At 59.2% G+C, this 18,985-nt stretch carries 18 protein-coding genes; 10 read left to right on the plus strand and 8 right to left on the minus strand.

What is annotated here, in order from left to right; genetic code table 11:
• Positions 1-21 precede the first annotated feature (21 nt).
• Positions 22-2,616, plus strand: a complete 2,595-nt coding sequence (gene ligD / locus VE934_RS12935) for a DNA ligase D (RefSeq protein WP_324888112.1) — start codon at positions 22-24, stop codon at positions 2,614-2,616.
• A 352-nt stretch (positions 2,617-2,968) separates the two neighbouring features.
• Positions 2,969-3,283, plus strand: a complete 315-nt coding sequence (locus VE934_RS12940; RefSeq protein WP_324888114.1) for a hypothetical protein — start codon at positions 2,969-2,971, stop codon at positions 3,281-3,283.
• A 140-nt stretch (positions 3,284-3,423) separates the two neighbouring features.
• Here the strand turns inward: VE934_RS12940 and VE934_RS12945 are convergent, their stop codons facing one another.
• The 4 genes from VE934_RS12945 to VE934_RS12960 form a co-directional block, all read right to left on the minus strand.
• Complete coding sequence (locus VE934_RS12945; protein ID WP_324888116.1) at positions 3,424-4,377, minus strand: PA2169 family four-helix-bundle protein; 954 nt, start codon at positions 4,375-4,377, stop codon at positions 3,424-3,426.
• Positions 4,378-4,734: 357 nt separating this feature from the next.
• Positions 4,735-5,919 carry a class I SAM-dependent methyltransferase gene (locus VE934_RS12950; RefSeq protein WP_324888118.1) on the minus strand — a complete coding sequence of 395 codons (1,185 nt, stop codon included), beginning with the start codon at positions 5,917-5,919 and terminating at the stop codon, positions 4,735-4,737.
• A gap of 148 nt (positions 5,920-6,067) precedes the next feature.
• The gene (locus VE934_RS12955; protein WP_324888120.1) at positions 6,068-6,286 is read right to left on the minus strand and encodes a hypothetical protein; all 219 of its coding nucleotides are present in this window, start codon (positions 6,284-6,286) and stop codon (positions 6,068-6,070) included.
• Between the two features lie 10 nt (positions 6,287-6,296).
• Complete coding sequence (locus VE934_RS12960; RefSeq protein ID WP_324888122.1) at positions 6,297-6,656, minus strand: hypothetical protein; 360 nt, start codon at positions 6,654-6,656, stop codon at positions 6,297-6,299.
• Between the two features lie 327 nt (positions 6,657-6,983).
• Here VE934_RS12960 and VE934_RS12965 point away from each other — a divergent pair, with 327 nt between their 5' ends.
• Positions 6,984-7,154 (plus strand): hypothetical protein, encoded by a 171-nt coding sequence (locus VE934_RS12965; protein WP_324888123.1) that lies wholly within the window; start codon positions 6,984-6,986, stop codon positions 7,152-7,154.
• A gap of 161 nt (positions 7,155-7,315) precedes the next feature.
• On the opposite strand, the gene VE934_RS12970 is transcribed toward VE934_RS12965, so the two are convergent.
• The gene (locus VE934_RS12970; RefSeq protein ID WP_324888125.1) at positions 7,316-8,479 is read right to left on the minus strand and encodes an acyl-CoA dehydrogenase family protein; all 1,164 of its coding nucleotides are present in this window, start codon (positions 8,477-8,479) and stop codon (positions 7,316-7,318) included.
• Between the two features lie 105 nt (positions 8,480-8,584).
• Here VE934_RS12970 and VE934_RS12975 point away from each other — a divergent pair, with 105 nt between their 5' ends.
• Positions 8,585-9,790: an acetyl-CoA C-acetyltransferase gene (locus tag VE934_RS12975; protein WP_324888127.1), complete on the plus strand. Its 1,206-nt coding sequence runs from the start codon at positions 8,585-8,587 to the stop codon at positions 9,788-9,790.
• Positions 9,791-9,885: 95 nt separating this feature from the next.
• Entirely contained in the window at positions 9,886-12,045 is a 2,160-nt protein-coding gene (locus VE934_RS12980) for a 3-hydroxyacyl-CoA dehydrogenase NAD-binding domain-containing protein (protein ID WP_324888129.1), read from the plus strand.
• 94 nt (positions 12,046-12,139) lie between these two features.
• On the opposite strand, the gene VE934_RS12985 is transcribed toward VE934_RS12980, so the two are convergent.
• Positions 12,140-12,337, minus strand: a complete 198-nt coding sequence (locus VE934_RS12985) for a hypothetical protein (RefSeq protein ID WP_324888132.1) — start codon at positions 12,335-12,337, stop codon at positions 12,140-12,142.
• Between VE934_RS12985 and VE934_RS12990 the strand changes: the two genes are divergently transcribed.
• Together VE934_RS12990 and VE934_RS12995 are read left to right on the plus strand one after the other, a co-directional pair.
• On the plus strand, positions 12,336-12,920 hold the full coding sequence (locus VE934_RS12990; RefSeq protein ID WP_324888134.1) for a chromate transporter: 585 nt from the start codon (positions 12,336-12,338) through the stop codon (positions 12,918-12,920). The genes VE934_RS12985 and VE934_RS12990 overlap by 2 nt on opposite strands.
• Positions 12,917-13,489, plus strand: a complete 573-nt coding sequence (locus VE934_RS12995) for a chromate transporter (protein ID WP_324888136.1) — start codon at positions 12,917-12,919, stop codon at positions 13,487-13,489. The genes VE934_RS12990 and VE934_RS12995 overlap by 4 nt, the downstream gene beginning before the upstream one ends.
• A 10-nt stretch (positions 13,490-13,499) precedes the next feature.
• On the opposite strand, the gene rlmB is transcribed toward VE934_RS12995, so the two are convergent.
• Entirely contained in the window at positions 13,500-14,252 is a 753-nt protein-coding gene (rlmB, locus tag VE934_RS13000) for a 23S rRNA (guanosine(2251)-2'-O)-methyltransferase RlmB (protein ID WP_324888138.1), read from the minus strand.
• 122 nt (positions 14,253-14,374) lie between these two features.
• Here rlmB and VE934_RS13005 point away from each other — a divergent pair, with 122 nt between their 5' ends.
• On the plus strand, positions 14,375-15,256 hold the full coding sequence (locus VE934_RS13005) for a Tll0287-like domain-containing protein (protein WP_324888140.1): 882 nt from the start codon (positions 14,375-14,377) through the stop codon (positions 15,254-15,256).
• A gap of 94 nt (positions 15,257-15,350) precedes the next feature.
• The gene (locus tag VE934_RS13010; RefSeq protein WP_324888142.1) at positions 15,351-17,474 is read left to right on the plus strand and encodes a protein kinase domain-containing protein; all 2,124 of its coding nucleotides are present in this window, start codon (positions 15,351-15,353) and stop codon (positions 17,472-17,474) included.
• A 76-nt stretch (positions 17,475-17,550) separates the two neighbouring features.
• On the opposite strand, the gene VE934_RS13015 is transcribed toward VE934_RS13010, so the two are convergent.
• Entirely contained in the window at positions 17,551-18,267 is a 717-nt protein-coding gene (locus tag VE934_RS13015) for an ABC transporter ATP-binding protein (RefSeq protein ID WP_324888144.1), read from the minus strand.
• An 88-nt stretch (positions 18,268-18,355) separates the two neighbouring features.
• On the opposite strand from VE934_RS13015, the gene VE934_RS13020 reads away from it, so the two are divergent.
• Positions 18,356-18,985 carry an arylesterase gene (locus tag VE934_RS13020; RefSeq protein ID WP_414693851.1) on the plus strand — a complete coding sequence of 210 codons (630 nt, stop codon included), beginning with the start codon at positions 18,356-18,358 and terminating at the stop codon, positions 18,983-18,985.

The raw sequence follows: 18,985 nt of genomic DNA on the forward strand, positions 1-18,985 counted from the left end.
CACTAAACGGAAAGGACCGCGATGGGCGCGAACGACCTTCTGAAAAGTTATCGGGCCAAACGCGATTTCAGCCAAACGACTGAACCCGCTGAAGGCGGCAAACGCTCGGACAAGGCCTTGAGCTTTGTGATCCAGAAACACGCTGCCCGCAACCTTCACTATGACTTTCGGCTGGAGCTTGAAGGAACGCTTAAAAGCTGGGCGGTGCCCAAAGGCCCCAGTCTGGATCCGCAGATCAAACGCATGGGCGTCCACGTTGAAGATCACCCAATTTCCTACGCGGCGTTTGAGGGAAACATCCCGGCAAAGCAATACGGTGCCGGTGATGTCATTGTGTGGGATCGGGGCCTGTGGACACCGCTGGGTGACCCCATCAAGGGACTGAAAAGCGGCAAGCTCAAATTCGAACTGCAGGGCGAAAAACTCAAAGGTGGCTGGACGCTGGTTCGCATGCACGGCAAGGGCAGCGAAAGCCACGAGCCCTGGCTACTCATCAAGGAAAAAGACGAATACGCGCGCGCTGAAGACGAATTTAATGTTTTGACAGAGCTGCCCAACAGCGTGATTACTGGCAAGGCCTTGCCAGGTGGGGCCGCAACCCCTGTCCCAGTGACCCCCTCCCGTCCCACAGCCAAAACCATCGCGAAGCTACCCGCCAAAAAATCGCGCAGCGCGCCGCGGAAACAGGAAATCGTTGAAGGTGCCATCAAAGCCGAGATGCCTGAAAGCCTTGCGCCTCAACTGGCTACCCTGGTGAACGAGGTTCCCCAAGATCCACAAGGCTGGGTGTATGAAATCAAGTTCGATGGCTACCGGCTGCTCACCCGTATCGACGGGAAATCGGTACGCTGCTACACGCGCAACGGCAATGACTGGACCGCCAAACTGCCACGGCTGGAGCAAGCGCTTGCGGGGCTTGGCCTTTCATCAGGCTGGCTTGACGGAGAGATTGTGGTGATGAACGCACAGGGCCTGCCCAACTTCGGCGCTTTGCAAAACGCCTTTGACAGCGCCAGCACGGCAGAGATCATTTATTACGTGTTCGATCTGCCTTACTACGACGACTTTGATTTGCGCGAACTGCCCCTCATCCGGCGCAGGGAAATCCTGCGCACCGCCCTATCAAGCAACCCGCACCCCAACATCCGGTTCAGCGAGTCTTTTGAACAGACGCCGCAGGACATGCTGGACTCGGCGCAGCGTCTGGGCCTTGAAGGCGTGATTGGCAAGCGCGCTGATTCCACCTACACCTCGCGGCGCTCGGCCGGCTGGATCAAGCTCAAAACCCAGCAGCGCCAGGAGTTTGTCATTGGCGGCTACACCGCCCCTAAAGGTTCACGTACAGGCTTGGGCGCGTTGATGCTGGGTGTGCATGACGCCAAAGGCCAGCTTCAATATGCGGGAAACGTTGGGACGGGCTTCAATGAAAAAACCTTGCGGGACCTTCACAAGCGCCTGTCTACGTTGCACACCACGGCGTCCCCGTTCGCGAGTGTGCCGGCCGGCACCAAAGGCCAGTGGGTCAAGCCGCAGCTTTTAGCCGAGGTTGCATTCGGCGAATGGACGCACAGCGGGCACATCCGCCATTCGGTATTTCAGGGGCTTCGGACCGACAAACCTGCCACCAACATCCCCCGCGAAAAAACCGCCGCGGTGAAAAGCGCAAGTACGAAGGCCGGCACACAGCCCGGCGCAAGCATCCCACCCCAAGCTGCCATGAAATCACTTCGCATCACCAATCCTGACCGTGTCATTGATGAGACCACGGGTTTTACCAAGCAAAACCTCGTTGAGTTTTACGCTGCCGTCTCGCCGCTCATCCTGCCGCATCTGAAAGCACGGCCCACCTCACTGGTCCGCGCCCCCTCCGGTATCGCGGGCGAGCTGTTTTTTCAGAAACACGCTGAGGCCACGTCCATCCCCGGCATCAAGTTGCTGGACCCCGCCCTTGATCCCGGGCACGGCCCGCTGCTTGAGATCCCTTCCGCAGCAGTGTTGCTGGCGGCCAATCAGGTGAATGTGGTTGAGTTTCACACCTGGAACGCCACCACCCGCTCGATCAACAAACCCGATCGCATGACTTTTGACCTTGACCCCGGTGAAGGTGCAGGCTGGGCAGAAGTGCAAGAAGGCGCGCAACTCGTCCAGAATTTTCTGGAGCAGCTGGGCCTGACGAGTTTTTTAAAAACCAGCGGTGGCAAAGGCCTGCATCTTGTTGTCCCGCTCAAACGGTCTTATGACTTTGACACGGTGAAAGATTTTTCACACGCCATCGTTAGCCACTTGGCCAGTGTTGTACCCCAGCGCTTCGTTGCCAAAAGCGGGCCCAAAAATCGGGTGGGCAAAATTTTTGTCGACTACCTGCGTAATGGTTTTGGCGCCACCACTGTTTCCGCATGGTCTGTGCGTGCCCGGCCAGGGCTGGGCGTGTCCGTCCCGGTGGCATGGACCGAACTGTCGACGTTGACAAGTGGCGCCCACTGGACAGCCCTGAACGTTGCCGAACGTCTGGCAACTGGCAATCATCCCTGGGAAGGCTACGAGGCAGCCCGCTGCGCATTGTCCGCAGCCATGAAGACGCTGGGGTTCAAACCGCAGAAGGCGAAAAAAGCTTGAGGACATTGAGTCCCCAGGGGTTGAACCCGTAGGACCAACCATCACAGGGGCACGGCATCAGGACTGACACACGTGCGGCTTGCGTGCCGCTGGGAGAGGGTGCGGGGTCAACGTATCTTCATCACATCATCGAACGGAAGCCCGACATGAAGCAACATATATCCTCCCTGGCCATGGTTTTTGCAACGGCCCTGCTGGCCGGGTGTCCGCAATCCAAGGTCCCCGACCCTCCGCCCCTGGTGCCACAGCCCAAGGCTGGCCTGCATGCGCCCGGTAAAGCGGTTTCGGCTCATAGAAGCGCAAATGAAACATTAGCCGGCGGTTCGTGGCAGCTTTCTCGCATTGCGGCGCCATGAAGTACGTCGCAGGCCTCGCCGCAGCGGGCTTGTCCCTTCTGCTTGGCGCGTGCACCTCGTCCCCTATGGCTGTCCAGTCGCCTCCGCAAACAGTGGTCTCGGACGGCATCACCTACAAGGTAGAACAGGTAACGGCCAGCACCTGGTCTGTTGCGCTCCCCAGCGGCCTGGGCGACGCGCCCAACAAAACGCCCAGCCTGGTCAAGGCGGTTGAAAAAGCTTCCGGCTGCAAAGTGACAGACAGCACCTATGGCCGACAGGGCACTGTCCTGAATGCGCAAGTCGATTGCGGAGCAAAGCCAAAAAATTAGCGCCCTAAACGTCCGCCACTTAAGACTACAGACGATCACGCCGCGATGAATCTTGCACGGCAGGGGCCAAAGGGAGAGATTCCCGGCAAGCGAAAAAAAAGCTGGCATAGCCAGCTTTTTTTATACCAGTTGAATTCGGCTTACGAGGTCGACTTCAGTGCATCGCGCATGGCCTTGACCTGGTCATGGTTGCGCTGGGTGCCCTGGGCCTGACGCTCGACAATTGCGCGAATGTTCGCTGGCAGGTTCTCTTTCAAGGCCTTGCGATAGCGTGCCAGGGCAGCATCTTCACCGCGCTCGCATTCATTGAGCATGGCGAGATCGGTGTAACCGCTGAGCGTCCCGCGAACGGAAACCCAGCCACGGTGAAGAGCGCCCGCTGTGGTGCCACCTTCGTCGATGTCACCGCCCAGTTGCCGGACCTGCGTGGCAAGCTCGGCTGCAGCGGTGCGGCACTCTTCTGCATGACGGAGCAACAGGGTTTTAATGTCCTGGGCCTTGATGTGTTCAGCACACTCCCTGAAACCGTACTCACCGTCGCGGCATGACTCCACCAAATCGTTCAGGGTGTCGATAACATCAACATTGTCAATGTCACCGCCAGACACGCGGCCTGAGCCAAACTGGTCGTCAATGCGATTCCACGCTGCCCGGCTGGCGACCTGGGCCTGTGGCCAGCTCAACGTTGAACGGTCCTTGTTGCTGTTCCACTGGGTTTCCAGATGAGGTTGGGCATCGTCAAAGCTGCCGTCATAGCTGGTGCGGCCTTGCACACCCAAGCGATAAGCTGGCCCGTAGTCGTCATAGGTACGGCCTTGCTCGTAATAAGACTCCTTGTTGTAGCTCTCGCGCCAGTAAGCCTCTTCAGCCGTGGGGTTGACGGATTCAGCGATCGCTTTGCCGCCAAGGCCGCCAGCAACCGCACCAACAATGGCGCCAGCTACAGCACCGACGGGGCCAGCGATAACACCTGCCGCAGCGCCTGCGGCCGCGCCGCCGGCAACAGCGCCCAAACCGGTACCAACAGGATGTGCACCTGGTTCATCAGTGATCGGATCGAGGTTGAGGTCTTTGTCTTTTCGGTCGAGTGACATATGAATCTCCTTCAGTAATGTGGATGGACTACTTGGGACTGAATCGCCGCCCGGATGGTCCGGACGACTCGCTGCCAGATAAAAAAACAGGCAACTCTCTCAGTTCGGAGTCCATCGTTGCGCGTGAGAATATGCGCTGCGGTCAGGCGAGGACAAACGCCCCTGTAGGAGAACACGCCGTGCCGGATATCGACTGGTCAGGCGGAATAGATGCGATGCTGGCTGCTCATGCAAATGCGTTGCCTGGGCTTTGTCCAGCGCCGGGCCACTGCGCGTCGCCGGCAATCGACGACGTGCCAGGGGTTAGACGATTTTGGCCATTTTCCCACGAGGGACGGGCGTTTTACGCTATGCTATTTATAGCGCTTCCGATGCAGCCTTTGCGGCAAGGCGCCACAGTGAAGTGATTTCAGCGGCGCGCGCGCTGTGCAGCGTATCTTGCGCATCAAACACCTTGGCATGTTGCGGCCTGGTGTCCATCCGCCCTACGACCCGCAAGCCCGCTTCGTTTATCCAGGTCAACAACTGATCCCTGGAGCGAAGGCCCAAATGCTCCGCCAGATCGGACAATACAAGCCAGCCCTCGCCCCCCGGAAGCAGATGCGCTGCGAGCCCCGATAAAAAGCCGCGCAACATGCGACTCTCCGGATCGTAAACAGCATGCTCAAGCGGCGAACTGGGTCGGGCCGGGAGCCATGGCGGATTACAGACAACCAGAGGAGCGCGCTCCGGTGGAAACAGGTCAAGCTGCTGCAGCGTGACCTGGGTTGTCAGGCCAAGACGCTCAAGATTGTCGCGGGCGCAAGCCAGTGCCCGCGGTTCCTGGTCTGTGGCAACCACACGTGCCACACCCCGCCGCGCCAGCACCGCTGCCAACACCCCGGTACCGGTGCCAATGTCAAAGGCAAGGCTATTGCCTGCCAGCGCTTTCGGCAAGGGCGCATCACGCACCAGCTGGACATATTCGCCGCGAACAGGGGCAAAGACGCCGTAATGCGGATGGATGCGCTGGCCGTCAAGCGCAGCGACTTCCACCCCTTTTTTACGCCATTCATGGGCGCTGATCAGTCCCAGCAACTCACGCAGGGACGCCACATACGTTTCCTGCGTGGCGTTGCCAGGCCCATACGCTTCCGTGCAAGCCTGCGTGACATTTGGTGCGCGCCTCAGTGAAATTTGGTGTTGGCCATCAAACTCAATGACCAGCATCGCCAGCGTGCGAGCCCGCTGGGACTGGGCCTGGCGGTGCAGGTTGAAACGGTCAATGGGCGCCGCAACGGCAGCCGCTGATTTAGGCTTGCTGGCTTTTTTAGGTTTGTCTGTCCGGCGCGCCAGAGCCTGAAGCAATTGCCGCGCGTTCTGGAAATCACAACGCCACAACATGGCCGTGCCTTCGCTGGCGAGCCGAAATGCCGCGTCAGCCGTGAGGGTGTCATCGGCAATCATGACTCGCTTTGGCGCAGGTGCGCCGGATTCAGAGCGCCATCGCGCACGCCTGGGTTGGCCTTCTTCGGTCCAGCTGATATGGGTCGAATCACTCATGCGAACGCAGGCATGACCATGCAGGACAAAGACAAGGTCAAGCCCTCACCGGAAAACAAAAGGAAAAAGGACATAGCGACAAGCAACCAGGCGGGCAGTTAACAGACCGTCATTATCGGCAGGTGCCAAGGCAGCACTGAATCCGCCCTCAGTTGCTGTCTTTGCTGTCGTCACCCAACGGTGCGAGGTCCGAAGAATAGGTACGGTCCCCGATCTGAAATTCGCTGCCTTTTTTCCAGGCGGCCTCAAACGCGGCGAGCTCCTGCTCGGTGGCGCGTTCGTACTTTCGGACATTGGAGAGACGCGCCGAATCAGCCGCGCCCTCGGGCGTTGTCAACGAGGCCGCAGCATGAAGGTTGTCAACCATCTTGAGCTCCTCATTGACGCGCCAGTACACGGCCGCCACCCCCAACCCGTATCGCCCCAGCGCATCTTTGACAATCCTTGACCACGGCCATCAAGGCCCGCTGGCTGCCGTGCTCGCTGTCCATCAATTCAAGAGGCAGATCCACCATCACCAGGAAACTGTGGCCTCGCTTGTCGGCCTTGACAACCTTCAGCCGATAACTGACGGTCGAAATACCGTGATTGCCTAGCGTGGTTTTGAGCGAGTCAAAAAGCATCTCGCGGCGAAACGCCATGCGCTCGTCGAGGTCCATCTTGACAGGGCCGGTCTCTGGCCCCAAACGGCTTCTGGTACCTTGTGAACTGGAAAAGAGATTTTGAAATAGGGACATGGACAGCAGGTAAACGTGACCGGTGTTGTCGAATCGACTTCCGGCCTCCCGTCCGAGTGGTTAGCACGGCAGGGAAACATCCTATGCTTTTCGTAACCATCTGTCACCGGGTTATTCGCTTGAAAGCGCCAAGTCCAGAAACCTGTTTCTCCGCTGTCCCTCGTATACCGAATCAAAGGAAGTAATGCGAAGAGCGAGACTAGAACTTTCCACCACACCTGGCGAGCGCACGGTAGTAGTCTTTCTCCCACAGTTGCCACCGCTGCCCGCCGATAGTCAAAATTAGTCTGCCCATTCACACTGACGCCACAACTTCAGGAGAAAAATATGTCATTTGCACTTTATATGATTGGTTTCGTCATCTTTCTGGGTGGACTGATCTGGGGCGCCGTGGTCGCCGGCGTTCCCACCCTGTACATCGGGATCGGAGCGCTGATCATTTTGGGTGTGGGCATCTTCAGCGCCGTGGGCCGCACCCGCAGCAAAGACCCTTCCTGACGTACTCACCATCCGACGGCTTCGCGCCGACGCTACCTGAGCCCTGCTTTTAGCGGGGCTTTTTTGTTTCTGTCCGCGCAGAGACGGCGTGTCCCTCGCCCCGGCCGCTTCGCTCGCGTCACCCTGCCCAACGCCCTCAATTTAGAGAGCCTCGAAACGGGCTATTTGCCCGCCAGGCCCATGGCGCGGGAAATCACCTCTTTCATGATCTCGTTGGTACCGCCATAGATCCGCTGCACACGCGCGTCCGCGTAGGCCCGGGTGATCGGGTACTCCCACATGTAGCCATAGCCGCCAAAGAGCTGCACACATTCGTCCATGACCTTGCATTGCAGGTCCGTGGTCCAGTACTTGGCCATGCTGGCGGTCGCGGTGTCCAGCTTGTCCTGAGCCACGAGCTCCGCACACTTGTCGATAAACACCCGCGCCACCTGCACCTCGGTCTGCAACTCCGCCAGCTTGTAGCGCGTGTTCTGAAAGTTCGCTACGGCCTGGCCGAACACCTTGCGCTCCTTCACATAGGCGAGTGTCCAGTCAATGGCGGCCTGGGCGGACGCCACGGCCGTGATGGCGATCTGCAGACGCTCCCAGGGCAGTTGCTCCATCAGGCAAATAAAGCCGCGGTTTTCATGCGCTGGCCCGCCCAGCAAATTGTCGGCAGGTACCTTCACGTCCGTGAAAAAGAGCTCGGAGGTGTCCTGCGCCTTCAAGCCCAGCTTTTTCAGGCGCTTGCCGGTTTCAAAGCCGGTCATGCCGCGCTCGACCAACAACAGACTGGTGCCCTTGGCGCCGGCTGCGGGGTTGGTCTTGGCAACGACGATCACAAGATCGGCGTGCCAGCCGTTGGTGATGAAAGTCTTGCTGCCATTGAGCAAATAGCTGCCGTCTGCCTGCCTGATGGCAGTGGTCTTGACACCCTGCAAATCAGACCCTGCCGCAGGCTCACTCATGGCAATGGCGCCTACCATGACCCCACTGGCGAGCTGAGGGAGGTACTTTTGTTTTTGCGCCTCGGTGCCGTAATGCAGGATGTAGGGCGCCACAATTTCGCTGTGCAAGCTATAGCCGATGCCGGAGTAGCCGCCGCGCGCCAGTTCTTCCATTTGCACGACGGAATAGAGCTTGTCAGCCCCTGAGCCTCCATAAGCCTCGGGCATGGTCATGCATAAAAACCCGTTATCCCCGGCCTTGTTCCACACAGCGCGGTCCACATAACCCTGCTCTTCCCACTGAGCGTGAAAAGGGGCAATTTCCTTGTCGCAAAATTTGCGGAAAGCATCGCGGAAGGCCTCGTGGTCGCTGTTGAAAAGGGTGCGGTCGATCATGAAGTGTTGGATCCTTACGCGGAAAGTGGCCTATTTATAGAAAGCAATTGCTTTGTGAAATGAATATACTCTACCGGACCGCTTTTCCCAAGTCCGGAGCACACCATGACAGAAGCATTCATTTATGACGCCATTCGTACGCCGCGCGGCAAAGGAAAAAAGGACGGCAGCCTTTACGAGGTCAAACCCGTCAACCTGCTGGCGGGGGTGCTGACCGAGCTTCAGCGTCGCAATGACTTTGATACCGCCCAGGTTGACGACGTGGTCATGGGCGTTGTTTCCCCCATTGGAGAACAGGGCTCGGTGATTGCCAAGGTGGCCGCCCTGAAGGCCGGCTGGGATTTCCGCGCCTCGGGTGTGCAGATCAACCGCTTTTGCGCCTCGGGGCTTGAAGCGGTCAACATGGCTGCACAGAAAGTACGTTCGGGTTGGGAGGAACTGGTGGTGGCCGGCGGCGTGGAGAGCATGAGCCGCGTACCTATCGGCTCAGATGGCGGCGCCTGGGCGCAGGACCCGGAGACCAACAGTGCAACCGCTTTTGTGCCGCAAGGTATAGGAGCCGATTTGATTGCCACGCTGGAAGGTTTCACGCGAGCCGACGTGGACGCGTTTGCGCTGGAGAGTCAAAAACGCGCAGCACGTGCACGGGACGCTGGGTACTTTGACCGCTCGGTCGTGCCGGTAAAGGATTTTCTGAACCAAACCATCCTGGGGCAGGACGAGTTCATCAAACCGCACACCACGATGGAGGGCCTGGCCTCACTCAAACCCGCTTTCGAGCAAATGGGTGCCATGGGTTTTGACCAGGTGGCACTCACGCGTTATCCGCAGGTTGAACGCATTGCCCATGTGCATCATGCAGGCAACTCGTCGGGCATTGTGGATGGCGCAGCGGCGATGCTGGTCGGAACCGAAGCCGCCGGAAAAGCGCATGGCTTCACCCCGCGAGCGCGCATCGTGTCTGCCGCACTCAGTGGGGACGATCCCACCATCATGCTGACGGGCCCCATGCCTGCGGCGCGCAAAGCGCTGGCCAAAGCCGGGTTGACGATCGATCAGATCGACCTGTTTGAAGTCAACGAAGCCTTTGCCGCCGTGGTGATGCGTTTCATGAAAGAGATGAAAGTGCCGCATGAGAAGGTCAACGTCAATGGCGGTGCCATTGCCATGGGCCACCCGCTGGGAGCCACCGGCGCCATGATCCTGAACACGCTGGTAGACGAGTTGCACAGGCGCAAGCTGCGCTACGGCCTGGCCACCTTGTGCGTGGGCGGCGGCATGGGCATTGCCACCATTGTTGAAAGAATTTAATTCTTGTCATGCCGGGCTTGACCCGGCATCCACCCCTACCGGACCATCACTTTTATCCAACATGGATTGCGGGTCAAGCCCGCAATGACAAAAGCATGAAAACAATCAAGTACCAACTGGCTAACGGCATTGCCACCCTCACCTTTGACGAGCCCGACTCGCCGGTCAACACCATGTGTGCGCAATGGCAGCAGGACATGACGGCCGTGACTGCGCAAGTGCTGAAAGACAAGGCCGGGATCAAAGGCATCATCCTGGCCTCGGCCAAGTCCACATTTTTTGCCGGCGCCGATCTTAAGGCGGTCATGCGTCTCACCCCCGCAGATGCGCAAACCGCCTATGCGGAAATCGAATTGCTGAAGAAAAACTTTCGCACGCTGGAAACGCTGGGCGTACCCGTGGTGAGCTGCCTTAATGGCGCCGCGCTGGGCGGCGGCTGGGAAGTTGCCTTGGTCGGTCACCACCGGATTGCGGTAGACGACAAGAAAATCCAGTTTGGCTTGCCGGAAGTTACGCTGGGGCTGCTGCCCGGTGCCTCGGGCGTGACCAAGATGACGCGCCATCTGGGCCTGCTGGCCGCCCAGCCTTATCTGCTGGAGGGCAAGCTGTTTGGTCCGCGCGAAGCACTTGAAATTGGCCTGGTCCATGCGCTGGTAGACACCCCGGACAAGCTCCAAGAAGAAGCGCTGGCCTGGATCACGTCCAGTCAGGGCGATCCTTTGAATGCCCAGCATCCCTGGGAAGCCAAGGACTACAAGATCCCCGGCGGCACACCGGCCAACCCCAAAATTGCGATGGCTTTATCGGTCGCGCCAGCTATGCTGAAAAAACAGACTCGCGGCCTTTATCCGGCGCCCGAGGCGATTTTGGCCTGCATGGTTGAAGGCGCGCAGGTTGATATGGAAACGGCCCTGCGTATCGAGAGCCGTTATCTGGCCCGATTGATGACCGGCGCCAATGCCAAGGCCATGATCAACACCTTCTTCTTCAACATGAATGCGATCAAAAGCGGGCAGTCGCGGCCTGGAGGCGTGCCACGCTACAAGCCGGCCAGGGTGGGCCTGCTGGGCGCCGGCATGATGGGGGCGGGCATTGCCTATGTGCAGGCTGGCAAAGGCATCAGTACTGTGCTGCGGGACGTGAGCCAGGACAAAGCCGACGCAGGCAAAGCCCATAGCGCCAAACTCACACAGGCGCGCGTGGACAAGGGGCGTATGAGCGCGCCTGACCAGACCGCCCTGCTCTCGCGCATCCAGGCCACCGACAAGGTCACCGACCTGGCCGGGTGCGACTTGATCATTGAAGCAGTTTTTGAAAGGCGCGACCTGAAAGCCAAGGTCACGCAGGAAGCCGAGCCACTGCTGGCAGACGGTGGATTTTTTGCGTCCAACACTTCCACCCTGCCGATCGGCAGCCTCGCAACTGCAAGCGCCCGGCCTGAAAAATTCATAGGCATCCATTTCTTCAGCCCGGTCGACAAGATGAAACTGGTCGAGATCATCCGCGGCAAGGAAACCGATGACGAAACTGTGGCGCGGGCCTTCGACTACGTCCAGGCCCTCGGCAAGATTCCCATCGTGGTCAATGATTCGCGCGGCTTCTACACCAGCCGCACGTTTGGCACCTTTGTGATGGAGGGCGCAGCCATGTTGAGCGAAGGCATCCCCGCAGCCGCGATTGAGAATGCTGGCATCCAGTGCGGCATGCCGGTGGGCCCACTGGCAGTGCTGGACGAAACCGCCTTGTCGCTCAGCGTGCATGTGCTGGACCAGACGCGCGCCGACTTCGTTGCAGAGGGCATGGTTTATCAGGCAACACCCGGGGAACTGCTGGTCGAGCGCATGGTCAAGGAGCTTGACCGCAAGGGCCGCGCTACCGGTGGCGGGTTCTACGACTACCCCCCAGAGAAAGGCGCGAAGAAAAGTCTGTGGCCAGAACTTAAATCCCTCTTTGAAAAGCCCGACACCGTTTGGAGCATCATTGACCTCAAAGACCGGTTGCTCTACCGTCAGGCGGTAGAAACCGCGCGATGCCTGCACGAGAACGTGCTGACCAGCGTGCACGATGCCAACATCGGCTCCATCTTCGGCATCGGTTTCCCCGCCTGGACGGGCGGCGCCATGCAATTCATCTACGGCATGGGAACAGAGACTTTTTTCCGCCGCGCAGATGAGCTTGCGCGGCAGTACGGAGCGGGGTTTGACCTCAGCCCTGGAGTCAAGGCCACCATAAAAAACCACCAGCCGGCCTACTGACCACGTTAAATGGCGCTTCAAAATGGCCAACAGCGAGCCCTACACCGGCTTCGGCAAAGGCTGATTGGCAGGACTTGGGAGTTCAAGCCGTAATCTACTTGGGGCACCAGCCAAAATCAATGCGGCCCTGCTGCGCCACGCTTTTGATTTTGCCTCTTTCGTCATTTTGGGTCTCAAGGATTTTCAGCACCCGGCCCTGAAAGGACGGGCGTCTATGGCTATCAAAACCGTAGCGATCCGCAACTGACTGGGGATGCACGATCGAGCAGCAACGGGGCGATAATTGCTTCATGATTTCTCCGTCAGCAGACGCCGATCACGCGCGTCCCCAGCCCCAATCCCTCACCGACCTTTTTATATCTTTCACCCTCCTGGCGCTGCAGGGGTTTGGCGGTGTTTTGGCGGTAGTGCAGCGTGAGCTGGTCGAGAAAAAACGCTGGCTCACACGTGAAGAGTTTGTCGAAGAGTGGGCGGTCGCGCAAATCATGCCGGGACCCAACGTGGTCAATCTCTCGCTCATGATTGGGCACCGGTATTTCGGTTTCCGCGGCGCCATGGCGGCCCTGGCGGGCATGCTGGCTGTGCCACTGGTCGTCGTCTTGCTCCTCGCACTTGTGTATGCGCAGTTTGCCCACTACCCACAGGTTGCCGGCGCCCTGCGCGGCATGGGGGCCGTGGCCGCCGGCTTGATTGCTGCAACTGGCTTGAAATTGATGGGTGCTCTTAAAACTCATCCCCTCGGGACTCCCATTTGCACTGCCCTGGCGGCGCTGTGTTTTGCGGGCATCGCCCTGCTGCGCCTGCCTCTCGTCTATGTGTTGCTCGGTCTGGGCGTGGTGGCGTGCACCTTGACTTATCGCAGGCTTGCCCCATGAGCGTTACCTTGCAAGCCAGCGACTGGCTGGCCATGTTCGGACACTTTTTGGTGCTGTCCTTGCTGTCAGTTGGTGGAGCCATCACAACCGCTCCGGACATGCACCGTTATCTGGTGGACCAGCAGCACTGGATGACGGATCCGCAGTTCAATGCCTCGGTGGCGCTGGCTCAGGCGGCGCCCGGTCCCAATGTGCTGTTTGTAGCGTTGATGGGCTGGCACGTGGGCCTTAATGCAGGCGGCGAGTTGATGGGCCTGTTTGGCGTGCTTGTGACCATGCTGGGCATCATGCTTCCCAGCACCACCCTCACCTACCTGGCGGCAAGCTGGGGCCATCGCAACCGTCAGTTACGCGGCGTCCGGGCCTTCAAACAGGGCATGGCGCCCATCGTGATTGCCCTGCTCATTGCAACCGGCTGGATTCTGGCCAGCGCCAACGCCAGCAGCCTCAAGGACTGGCCTGTGGTGTTGCTGACCGTGGTCACCGCAATCGTCGTCTGGCGCACCAAAGTACACCTGCTCTGGCTGCTGGGCGCGGGCGCAGCGCTGGGCGCTGCCGGCTTGATCTGAACGGACGCTGCTACAGAATGCGCTGGCGCATGGCCTCGTAAAGGCAAACGCCGCTGGCCACCGACACGTTCAAGCTCTCGACCGCGCCCCGCATGGGAATGCTCACCAGTTCATCACATGTTTTGCGGGTCAGCTGCCGCATGCCTTCACCTTCGGCGCCCAGCACCAGCGCCACCGGCCCGGTCAGCTTGACGTCGTAGATGGTCTTGGGCGCGTCGTCACTGGTGCCTATACACCAGATGTTGCGCTCTTTAAGCTCGCCCAGCGTCCGGGCCAGGTTGGTCACCATGAAATAAGGCACGGTTTCGGCCGCACCGCTGGCCACTTTGGCCACGGTGGCGTTGATGCCGGCCGCGTGATCTTTCGGCGCAATCACAGCATGTGCGCCGGCCCCATCGGCAACCCGCAGGCAGGCGCCCAGGTTGTGCGGGTCGGTTACGCCGTCCAGCACCAGTAGCAATGGGGGTTCTCCACCCCCCGCTTCCAGTTGCTCCAGCAATTCATCCAGCGACTTGACCTGCGCCAAGGGGTCTACCCGTGCCACCACGCCCTGGTGCCCGTGGCTGCCACACATCTTGGCCAGTCGCAGGCCGTCAGACTCAATAAGCCGTATGCCGGCCTCCCTCGTGCGGTCCACAAATTGGCGCATGCGGGCATCACGGCGCGAAACATCAAAAAAAACTTCAAAAACGGACTGGGGAGCGGTTTTAATACGCACTCCCACGGCGTGGAAGCCAAACAGGACTTTGGGGGTGGAAGACATCCCCGGATTATCACTTGCCACTGGAGCAACCGATAACAGGCGCCGCATGCCGGACCGGCGGTGGAGGCAAATCCGCCAAAAAGTAACAAAATGTTGGACAAAACAGGGATAACAGGGATGTCATGGGGCTGAGACTTAAATTCAATCTGGTGCTGGTCATCGTTTTCGTCGCCGGCCTCTCCGCCGTCGGGCTGATCTCGCGTGAGCTGCTGCAGGCCAATGCCCGGGAAGAAGTGCTCCGCAATGCCCGCCTGATGATGGACACCGCCCTCTCAGTGCGCGCCTACACGGTTGAACAGGTCAAACCGCACCTGGACAAGCAGTTACAGGAAGTCTTTTTGCCGCAAACCGTACCGGCTTATGCTGCGACAGAGACCCTGCACCACATTCAAAAGAAATACCGCGACTATGGCTACAAGGAAGCAACGCTGAACCCCACCAATCCACGCGACCGCGCCACCGACTGGGAAGCGGACATCGTTCAGCAGTTTCGCCTGAACACGGATTCGCAAGAGCTTGTATCCGAGAGAAGCGGCGCAACGGGGCGCATCCTGTACATCGCCAAACCGATTCAAATCACCAATGCCGCTTGCCTTCAGTGCCACAGCGTGCCCGCAGCGGCGCCAGCCAGCATGATCAAAATTTACGGCGAGGCCAATGGTTTTGGCTGGAAGCACAACGAGATCATTGGGGCCCAAGTGGTGACCGTGCCCATGGAAATCCCCATCCAGAATGCCGATCGCGCGCTCAAAACCTTCATGATTTCCGTGGCGGGCGTGTTTTTAATCGCGTTTATTGCGCTGAACCTGATGCTGAACTGGCTCATCGTGCATCCCATCCGCAGCATGTCGCTGGCTGCCGACAAAGTGAGCACCGGGGATTTTGACGTCCCTGAATTTTCGGATGCAGGAAAAGACGAAGTCGCGGTGCTGGGCAGCTCGTTTAACCGGATGCGCCGCAGCCTCGAAAAAGCCATGCAGATGATTGAGCGCGACGGAGCCTGACCATGCCGCGGGCCATTTTGACAATCAGCCCAAAAGACCCCGGGCATTGGGTGGGTGTTGATACGCCATGGCGCTTGCCTGGAGCAGGCGGTACATGAACACCATTCCGGTCATGGACACCGAGCGCAAAGCCGCCAGCATTGATCCGGCCGCCCTGCCGCCCGGTCACAAGATTTTTGAATATCGCATCGACAAAACCCTGGGCGGCGGCGGGTTTGGCATCACCTACCTGGCGCAGGACATCAATCTCGAGCTGCCTGTCGCCATCAAGGAATATTTCCCGGGTGATGTCGCGCTTCGCGCCGCCGACCTGTCGGTCAACGTCAGAACAGCCGACGGCGAAAAGCAATTTCACTGGGGGCTGGAACGCTTTCTGGACGAAGCCCGCGCGCTGGCCGCATTCCGGCACCCCAACATCATTCGCGTGCTGCGTTACTTCAAGGTAAACGGTACCGCCTACATCGTCATGGAGTACGAATCGGGCGACCCCCTCAAGCGCTGGCTGGCCAGGCTGGCCGAGCTGAACCAGAAGACGCTGCTCAAGGTTGTGTATCCCTTGCTGGATGGTCTGGAGTCGGTGCACAAACTGGACTTTTTGCACCGCGACATCAAACCGGACAACATCTACATTCGGGCTGACGGCACCCCGGTTTTGCTGGATTTTGGAGCGGCGCGCCGCCTGGTCCACGAACGCGACATGACCAACATTGTCAGCCCCGGTTTTGCGCCTTTTGAGCAATACCACAGCCAGGGCAACCAGGGACCGTGGACCGACCTGTACTCACTGGGTGCGGTGATGTACTGGATGGCAACGGGCGAAAAACCTGTCGAGGCGGCGGCCCGTGTGCAAATTGACACCATGCCCAAGGCTGCGGCCATCGGCGACGCCTGTGTCTTTGGCGACGAGCTTTTGCGCGCCATTGACTGGGCGCTTACCCCGGATGAAAAAAGCCGGCCCCAGCGCGTGTCCGACCTTCGGGAAGCCCTGGTAGCAGCCGAACACGCCCGGGATGACTCGCTCACGCTGAAAAACCGCCCGATGACGGATTCCCAGACAGGACCCAGCAGCGATGTGCTCGCCTTCGTCGCCAAGTCTCAGTCGGTCTCGGGCGGCAGCGCCGACAAGATCCGCAGAAACGTGTTGGGCACGGTGATGGTGCTGACGCTGGTGGGCTACACCCGACAGTCGGTTGATGACCAGGTGGTGATCAAGGCCAGGTTCAACGAACTGATGGACAAGTCACTCAGGGGCGTGCCGGAAGACTCGCGCGTAGTGATTGACGCGGGTGACGGCGCCGCCACGTGTTTTCTGGGTGATCCGGAGGAAGCCCTGCAATCGGCCATGTTGCTGCGCAGTCTGCTGTTGCAAAAATATGGGCAAATGCTGTCGATGCGCATAGGCATGCATTTGGGCCCGATACGCATCCTGACCGATGTCAACCAACAAGTCACCGTGGTGGGCGATGGCATCAATGTTGCCCAGCGCATTGCCGCTTTTGCGCATCCAAACCAGATTGTGGTGTCGCGCGCCTATTACGACATCATCTCGCGGATCACGGACCACGCAATCGGCATGTTCAACGCCCTCGGGCCACATCTGGATCAGCACCTGCGCTCGCATGAAATCTATGCTGTCCTGGACCTCCAATCCCGACCACAACATCCGCCGGTGCAGCGCCACAGTGAGTTTGAAAACACGGCTTCGTTTGCGGCACTCGCTTCATTGACGCCGGAAATGGTGGCCGAAATTGAGGTTGAGCTAGCCAAAAGCATAGGGCCCCTTGCCAAGGTGCTGGTCAAAAAAGCCGTGCCGCGTTCCATCAGCGCCCAGGGATTGCGCGATCTGCTTGCCGTGTCCATTCCGGACCCGACTGCGCGCGACCTTTTCATCAGACCCAAGAGCCACAAGACCCTGCCCCCAACTCACTCGGGGAGCCGTTCCGACGCAAGCATTGCTTTCAGCCGGACTATGGCAGACGTGAGTCAGCCCATCAGCGGGCGATCGGGGCCGGTTTCATCGCCCAACTTCTCTGACTCCCAGTTAGCGTTGCTGGAGCGGGCCCTGAGCCAGTTTATTGGGCCACTGGCAAAAATGATCCTGAGGAAAGAAGTGGCGAGACACACCTCGCTTCAGGCCTTGCGCCAGGCATTGGCCGCCCAGATTGACAAGCCGGGGGACCGGGAGAAGTTTTTGTCGTCTACCCACACCCCACACTGACTTGCATCAAAATGCTATGCTTTTCATAGCATTCTTCGCCCGTGTTTAAAGGGCCAGTGGTCGATTTGATTGATGTTTACACCAACTGACCGGCTTCAATGGTGATGCGACGCTCACAGCGTTTCGCAATGCCTTGATCATGCGTAACCAGTACCAGCGTGGTGCCCAGCTCTTGATTCAGCTCAAACATCAGCGCCATGACTTTCTCGCCGGTCGCAAAGTCCAGGCTACCAGTGGGCTCGTCGGCCAGCAGCACCGCCGGGTGCACCACAAAGGCCCGGGCCAGCGCCACGCGTTGCTGCTCCCCGCCCGACAGCACTTTGGGGTAATGCCCCAGCCGCTCGCCCAGTCCCACGCGTTTGAGCATTTCTGTGGCCTGACTGCGGGCATTTTTCACGCCCGCCAGCTCCAGCGGCAGCATCACGTTTTCCAGCGCGTTGAGGTTACCCATCAGCTGAAAACTCTGAAACACAAAACCAACCTTCTGGGCACGCAAGGCGGCGCGATCGTCTTCGCTGATGGCAAACAGGTCCTGACCGGCCAGCCGCACGGTCCCCTGCGTGGGCGTGTCCAGCCCGGCAATGATGGACAGCAAGGTGCTTTTCCCGGAGCCAGAGGCCCCCACAATGGCCGCAGTCTCCCTGGGGGCCAATGCAAAATGAATATCGCGCAAAATGGTCAATGTGCCGGTTGAATCACTCACGCTCTTGAAAACGTGCTCAACAGAAACAATTGAAGAAGTACTGGACGCAGATGAGACGTCGTTCAGCACATTAACCGCAGGTTCAAACATGGCAGCCTTGTCAAAAAACTTGAAATCCGACTTTACCAAGCTTGTCCACGGTGTGGCACACAGCCTTGCAAGACCCCTGGGCGCGCTAATGGTCAGCGCCTTGGCGGCAGGACCTACCTTGGCTCTGACAACTGCCGAGCCTGCCAAAACCGGTAAAGGCGCGGAGGTCATCCTGATCGTTGGCGACTCGCTGAGCGCGGAGTACGGCCTCAAGCGCGGCACGGGCTGGGTCACGTTGCTGGAGAAACAGCTCGCCAGCGAAAAAAAGGTGGCGAAGGTCATCAACGCCAGCATCAGCGGCGACACCACCTCGGGCGGCCGCTCCCGCCTGCCCGCCCTGCTGGCGCAGCACAAGCCGACCACCGTGGTGCTGGAGCTGGGCGGCAACGATGCGCTGCGCGGCTTGCCGCTGGACATGACCGAAAAGAACCTCACCGCCATGACACAGGCAGCCCGTAAGACCGGCGCCAAAGTCCTGCTGCTGGGCATGCAGGTGCCGCCCAACTACGGCGGCGCCTACGGTGCAACTTTTTCAGGCCTCTTTACCAAGGTGGCAAAAGCAGAAAAAGTCGCGCTGGTGCCCTTTTTCCTCAAAGGCGTGGCCGACGTAGAAGACCCGGTCGTCAATTTTCAGGCGGACCGCATTCACCCGAACGAGGCATCTCAGGCAAAAATGCTGGCCAACGTGTGGCCCGAGCTGAAAAAGCTCATCAAGTAA

The sequence above is a fragment of the Polaromonas sp. genome (assembly GCF_035638815.1).
In the GTDB taxonomy this organism is placed as follows: domain Bacteria; phylum Pseudomonadota; class Gammaproteobacteria; order Burkholderiales; family Burkholderiaceae_C; genus Polaromonas.

Bases quoted from the DNA above. Each gene is read 5' to 3' on its own strand.
- ligD (WP_324888112.1), top strand. From the start codon at position 22: ATGGGCGCGAACGACCTTCTGAAAAGTTATCGGGCCAAACGCGATTTC.
- VE934_RS12940 (WP_324888114.1), top strand. From the start codon at position 2,969: ATGAAGTACGTCGCAGGCCTCGCCGCAGCGGGCTTGTCCCTTCTGCTT.
- VE934_RS12945 (WP_324888116.1), bottom strand. From the start codon at position 4,377: ATGTCACTCGACCGAAAAGACAAAGACCTCAACCTCGATCCGATCACT.
- VE934_RS12950 (WP_324888118.1), bottom strand. From the start codon at position 5,919: ATGAGTGATTCGACCCATATCAGCTGGACCGAAGAAGGCCAACCCAGG.
- VE934_RS12955 (WP_324888120.1), bottom strand. From the start codon at position 6,286: ATGGTTGACAACCTTCATGCTGCGGCCTCGTTGACAACGCCCGAGGGC.
- VE934_RS12960 (WP_324888122.1), bottom strand. From the start codon at position 6,656: ATGTCCCTATTTCAAAATCTCTTTTCCAGTTCACAAGGTACCAGAAGC.
- VE934_RS12965 (WP_324888123.1), top strand. From the start codon at position 6,984: ATGTCATTTGCACTTTATATGATTGGTTTCGTCATCTTTCTGGGTGGA.
- VE934_RS12970 (WP_324888125.1), bottom strand. From the start codon at position 8,479: ATGATCGACCGCACCCTTTTCAACAGCGACCACGAGGCCTTCCGCGAT.
- VE934_RS12975 (WP_324888127.1), top strand. From the start codon at position 8,585: ATGACAGAAGCATTCATTTATGACGCCATTCGTACGCCGCGCGGCAAA.
- VE934_RS12980 (WP_324888129.1), top strand. From the start codon at position 9,886: ATGAAAACAATCAAGTACCAACTGGCTAACGGCATTGCCACCCTCACC.
- VE934_RS12990 (WP_324888134.1), top strand. From the start codon at position 12,336: ATGATTTCTCCGTCAGCAGACGCCGATCACGCGCGTCCCCAGCCCCAA.
- VE934_RS12985 (WP_324888132.1), bottom strand. From the start codon at position 12,337: ATGAAGCAATTATCGCCCCGTTGCTGCTCGATCGTGCATCCCCAGTCA.
- VE934_RS12995 (WP_324888136.1), top strand. From the start codon at position 12,917: ATGAGCGTTACCTTGCAAGCCAGCGACTGGCTGGCCATGTTCGGACAC.
- rlmB (WP_324888138.1), bottom strand. From the start codon at position 14,252: ATGTCTTCCACCCCCAAAGTCCTGTTTGGCTTCCACGCCGTGGGAGTG.
- VE934_RS13005 (WP_324888140.1), top strand. From the start codon at position 14,375: ATGGGGCTGAGACTTAAATTCAATCTGGTGCTGGTCATCGTTTTCGTC.
- VE934_RS13010 (WP_324888142.1), top strand. From the start codon at position 15,351: ATGAACACCATTCCGGTCATGGACACCGAGCGCAAAGCCGCCAGCATT.
- VE934_RS13015 (WP_324888144.1), bottom strand. From the start codon at position 18,267: ATGTTTGAACCTGCGGTTAATGTGCTGAACGACGTCTCATCTGCGTCC.
- VE934_RS13020 (WP_414693851.1), top strand. From the start codon at position 18,356: ATGGTCAGCGCCTTGGCGGCAGGACCTACCTTGGCTCTGACAACTGCC.